The organism is Sphaerochaeta sp. UBA5836 (genome assembly GCF_002432845.1).
Classification (GTDB): Bacteria; Spirochaetota; Spirochaetia; order Sphaerochaetales; family Sphaerochaetaceae; genus Sphaerochaeta.
This window is the reverse complement of record NZ_DJGW01000042.1, coordinates 6,496-11,735: the sequence shown is the minus strand read 5'-3', so window position 1 is coordinate 11,735 and position 5,240 is coordinate 6,496. Positions and strand designations below refer to the sequence as shown.

The 5,240-nt window shown below is 52.3% G+C and carries 4 protein-coding genes and 1 pseudogene; 1 reads left to right on the top strand and 4 read right to left on the bottom strand.

Going from position 1 to position 5,240, the window contains the following annotated elements; translation table 11 throughout:
- The first annotated feature begins 50 nt into the window (after positions 1–50).
- Positions 51–1,208: a hypothetical protein gene (locus tag B3F49_RS03365; RefSeq protein ID WP_293908950.1), complete on the top strand. Its 1,158-nt coding sequence runs from the start codon at positions 51–53 to the stop codon at positions 1,206–1,208.
- Here the strand turns inward: B3F49_RS03365 and B3F49_RS03360 are convergent.
- From B3F49_RS03360 to B3F49_RS03345, 4 genes and pseudogenes are all read right to left on the bottom strand, one after another.
- Positions 1,205–3,223, bottom strand: a complete 2,019-nt coding sequence (locus tag B3F49_RS03360; RefSeq protein ID WP_293908948.1) for an ATP-dependent helicase — start codon at positions 3,221–3,223, stop codon at positions 1,205–1,207. The genes B3F49_RS03365 and B3F49_RS03360 overlap by 4 nt on opposite strands.
- 6 nt (positions 3,224–3,229) lie before the next feature.
- A complete protein-coding gene (locus B3F49_RS03355) occupies positions 3,230–3,712 on the bottom strand; it encodes a COG2426 family protein (protein WP_293908947.1) in 483 nt (160 codons plus the stop codon).
- Positions 3,713–3,723: 11 nt separating this feature from the next.
- On the bottom strand, positions 3,724–4,842 hold the full coding sequence (locus tag B3F49_RS03350; RefSeq protein ID WP_293891114.1) for a DUF362 domain-containing protein: 1,119 nt from the start codon (positions 4,840–4,842) through the stop codon (positions 3,724–3,726).
- Positions 4,839–5,240 (bottom strand): annotated as a pseudogene (locus B3F49_RS03345) (RsmB/NOP family class I SAM-dependent RNA methyltransferase); the annotation flags it as partial. The gene B3F49_RS03350 and the pseudogene B3F49_RS03345, both read right to left, overlap by 4 nt.

The following is a 5,240-nucleotide window of genomic DNA, read 5'->3' as shown; positions in this document are numbered from 1 at the left end:
CGGTTGGCATGTTGGCGCTTCTCATTGATGACTAGAGGATTTTTACACATATGTCATATTATAAGTATCGAACTTTCAGTGTATTGCTTCTCATGGTTTTCCTGTCTGCTTTTTTGGCAGCAGGGCCTACGGTTACTGCGACCTACACAGCGCAATCGCCGATCTATCTGGAAATTTCGCCGGGTGTATTCACCCATCCCACAGTAATCGGTGCGAAGCTCGGCCGGTTTGCCATAACATCACCAAACAACAAAATATACACGCCTGCTTTCGTCAATACCGGTGAGGTTGCAGAGAATATCCAGTTGACCGGTTTGTACAAGAATTGGGAGGGCGGAGCCTATTATACCAAGACGGATTTGAATTTCAAGGTGATCAGCGTAGCCTATCCTTCAGGGCTTGGCGGTACACCCATACTGCAAACCATCTATGGCGGGCGGTGGCCGGTTATCAGTTGGAATGCTGTGACCATTACTGCAAACCCCTTTTATGTTGATTTGTACCTGGTCAATACCAACAGTCTCAATCCCAACAGCGCTGCTACGCTGAATTCGAACGGCCAGTATTACCGTTTGGATACTCCCTATACCTTTACAACCAGCTTCAACCCGATTTTCAGTTTGGCGGTTGCCGATAATCCGAATACCGATGTAGGCACCTATGCACCAGGCAACGGTGAAACGATAACATCAGCTGGTTCCTATGTAGTCACCAACGGGTTGGCGGGGCCTAATGTCACTCCGATTCTCGATTCAGGAAGCATGACAGCTCCGGACGGTAATGGGTTCTACTACGGCGACGGTCCGACTCTTCCCTCGTTTGCGTTCGCATTCACGCACGCAAGTGTGAGTTTTGATTTGGAAGAAGCCTATGGAGGGAACAGGGCGACGATCAACCAAGCGCAACTTACTGTGATAAACGGAGTTGCTGGTACTCAGTACTCGCAAATGCTGACGTTCACCGACACCAGTACAGCGACCGCCTTCCAGCTTTTCCCCACTGAAGGGTCGGGGCAGCCCATAGAGTATCAGCTTTTCCTCGGAGCAGACCAGATTACCAAGGGAAGCCCGATTCATTGGCAGTCGCTGAATCCGGGGATGAATACCAAGGACTTGAAAGTCGGGGGCATTGTTGAGTCGGATGTGGCCGCCAAAGTCAGCGGCTCCTATACGGGCACCATCACGGTGACCATCACCAACCCGAATTAGCCGCTGTTCCTGGCGGCAAGCCGTTCCCTGAGCAACCTGAGCTTGTCCACCACCTGCTCGGATGAGAGCTGCTTGGCCGGGTCTTCTTCATCAAAGAGGGCCTTGGGAATCTCCTCAAGAAAGCGTGAGGGGAGGCTGGTCACTTCGTCATGGCCTTTTTTACGCTTCTCACAACTGCTGATGATCAACGACCTTCGGGCACGGGTGATCGCCACATAGAAGAGGCGTCGTTCCTCATCGATGTTGGCCGGATCATCCTCGATCGCCCTGGCATGGGGGATGTACTGGTCCTCAACCCCTGCCAAGTACACCGTGTCGAACTCAAGACCCTTGGACGCATGGATGGTCATCAGGGCAATCTTGCCTGCATCCTCTTGGGGATTGCTCTCCTTGCCTGCAAGGCTGATGCGGTTCAGATAATCAAATATGGAGGCCTTTGCATTCTCGGGATTGCGTTCCCAACGGGCTAGCATATCGCAAAGCATGGTAATACCCTTCATCTTGTAGGCAACCACGTTCTCGTTATCCGGATATTCGGCTTCAAGATATGCCTTGTACCCGATTTCCTGAATCAGGGTGCGAAGCACCATGTTGCGTTGCGTCCGTGTCTCAAAGAGTTGATGATGATACTCCTCAATAAGGGATGCAAAGCGTTTGAGCGTTTTCTGCATTCCTTCCTTGATTTGGCCATCGGTGGCGATGGACATCAAGGACAAGGCACTATAGAGCGAGCAGTGATGGTCGTCTGCTACTTTGCGCATTTTCTCAAGTGTCGTACGCCCTATGCCACGCCTTGGGGTATTTATCACCCTGAGCAGGTTGATATCATCATCCTGATTGGCAATGACCTTCAGATAACTGACAATATCGCGAATTTCCTTTCGGTCAAAGAAACTTTGCCCGCCGGTAACCTGTGAAGGAATACCCCGTTCGGTGAACTTGGTTTCCAAGGTGTCGATGAGGCTGTTGGTTCTCACCAATACCCCGAAGTCAGAGAATGGCTTGTCCTCTTTCTTATGAGTCATCAGAATTTCATCGGCGATGACCGATGCTTCATCATCATCGTTGGCGGGGTGGATCAAGCGAATCGAGGAGCCCTTGCCGCTGTCGGTCCACAGCCTCTTCTCCTTTCGCATCTGGTTGTTGACAATCAGCGAGTTTGCAGCCTCCAGGATGGTCCCTGTTGAACGATAGTTGCGCTCGAGCTTGACTTCAAGGCGTTCGGGAAAATCCCGTTCGAACATCACCAGGTTCTCGTAGTTCGCCCCTCTCCAGCTGTAGATGCTCTGATCGTCGTCACCGACGACGCACAGGTTGCGGCTCTCTTGGGCCAGGGACTCGACCATGCGGTACTGGGAAAGGGAAGTGTCCTGGAACTCATCAACCAGGATATGGGTGAAACGATTTCGCAGAGCCTGAAGCACTTCGGGCTTTTTTTCGAACAAATCGAGCGGTTTCATGATCAGGTCGTCAAAGTCGACTGCATTGTACGCTTTCAGATGCTTTTCATATTCGCTATAGAGATTGCGGATCTTGTCCGAAGCATTCGCACCGAAAACCTTGCGCTTTGTCTTTATGTCACTGAAGAGGGTGGAGAGCTCATAGAGGTCGAAGGACTCAACCACATAGTCGAGATTCTGGATTACTTCCTTGATCAAGGCCATGCGGTCGTTGGAATCGTAGATGGTGAAGTTGTTCTTGAAGCCGAGATGCTGGATGTATTGTTTCAACACTCCCATACCGAAGGAGTGGAAGGTTGTGGCCGTCAACTTTTTCAGCGGAAGATTTGTAAGCGACCGTATACGGTCCCCCATCTCGCTTGCCGCCTTGTTGGTGAATGTCAGGGCGAGTATCGCCTCTTCCTTGATGCCGTTTTGCAGCATATTGGCAATTCGATACGTGAGCATGCGGGTCTTCCCGCTGCCGGCGCCTGCTATGACAAGCAGCGGCCCATGCAGTGTTGCAGCAGCCTTGTACTGCTGTTCATTGAGTTCCTTGGCTAAATCGAAATACATGATACCTCAGATTCGTTTGATGAACACCGAATCGATTCCTACCCCAAGGGCTACCAGAGAGGTGACAATCAGACCGGCGACGATGACTCCGCCGAATACTGCCATCATGGTCTTTCGCTTGTCAAGGCCTAAAATCCAGGAACCCAGGGTTCCCGTCCAAGCCCCGGTGACCGGAAGCGGCACCGCTACAAAGAGTAAAATGCCCCAATACCCGTACTTGTCGACTTTCGCACTGATCTTGTGCTGAGCTCTCGCTACAAATCGATCAAAAAAGGAGGCATACCAGTGCCAATGCTTGTAGAAAATTGTATGGAAGGTCGCCAAAAAGGTATAAGCGATCGGAGCCACCATAGCGTTGACGAGAATGCACAGCGGGGCGGCAAAAAACAACGGAACGTCATTGAAATAGGCATAGGGAATAGCACCTCTGAGCTCACTGATGGGCAGAAGGGAGAGCAGAATGCTGACAAGCAATGTGGATGGATCCATATGACAATCCTTTAGGAGGAAATTTCTTCATCGACTGCGATGGCTGAAGCCGGACAGACCTCATGGCAACAATAACAACGGATGCAGGCGCTTGGGTCGATGATGATGCGTTTCTGTTCCATCGTCAAGGCATTGGCCGGGCAGATTTCGATGCATTTGCGGCACTGGATGCAGGGATCTGGAAGGAAGACAGGGGCTTTGCGCTCTTTCTTGACCTTCCTGCGAATGTACTTGCTGAATACAAACGGGATAATGAGGGAGCGGAAGAAACGGGTTCGCTTTTGCATCTCGATGCGCAAAAAATCGGGTTGGACCAAATCCTCGGCATTCAAGTTGGGATACCGGGTGGGAGCAGAGCCAAGGCCTCTTCTCAGTCCTTCGGCTATGATGGGGATGCTCTTGGGGTCATAGCCCATGATCACAGCCTGTGCATAATCGAGAGCGAGTGCATCGCAGCTGGCAAGCAAAAGGCCCATATGCCGCGGCCTGCCGTTGGCGGGGCCCGGGCCTTCCATGCCGATGATGCCGTCCATCAGGCTGAACGAAGGCTTTACCACGGCAGCAATTCCCACCATCAGGGAGGCAAATTGCTGCCGTGTCGGGAACTGGACATGACAGGGACTCTTGAAGAGATTGGGGACCAGCCCGAAGAGGTTCTTCACCGCCCCGGTGGTGTACATGAGTTGGTGAGTCTTGAACTTTGGCAGTGAAAATACCATGTCCACCTCGTCCAGAATGGAAGCAAGGGGAAGCTTCTTGCCCCTGGTGTAGGGGATGGTCGTCATATTGGGCTGCTTGGTGAAATCGACCCATTGCACCCCCTCTTCGGTGCATACGCGGTATATGCCGCTTGCCTTGGGTAGGAACGAGGGTTTTTGCAGGCCGGGTGAGTCACCGACCAGGATCCTTTGTGCCCCCTTCTCCTTGAGCAGCCGGATCACCGAGCGCAGCACCTGTGAATGGGTGGTGATCGAGCGGTCCTCTTTGGCATCGGAGAGAATATTGGGCTTGAGCAGAATGCATTTGCCCTCTACAGCAGGCATACCGCCCAGCAGACACGCTTCTTTTACGGCAGCATCGACCAATATGGGGTCATAGCTTTCACAACGGACAATGGCGACAGAGCTCATGCCGTCCTCCTGATCAAACAAATATAGAGCGGGCCCCTTCCTTGCGCCATATCAGGCAGGATGATGGAGCCATGACGACAGCTTTCACCATAGGGCGCAGCAGCAGGCTCGATGGCAAAGCGTCCATCCCGTTTTTCGAACAGCTTGTCGACAACCAACTCGTTCTCCAGTGGATTGATCGAACAGGTGCTGTACAGAATACAACCACCCACTTTCACTGCCTCCAAAGCGGAAGCAAGCATCGCAAACTGCTGGATGGCCAAGTGTTTCGGCCTTGATGCAGACCAAATCGCCAAGGCTTTGGGATCGGAGAGGACATGACGTTCGCTTGAGCAGGGAGCATCGAGCAGAATGCGGTCATACCTGTTCTGCTCATGCAGCGACCACCGGGATGCATC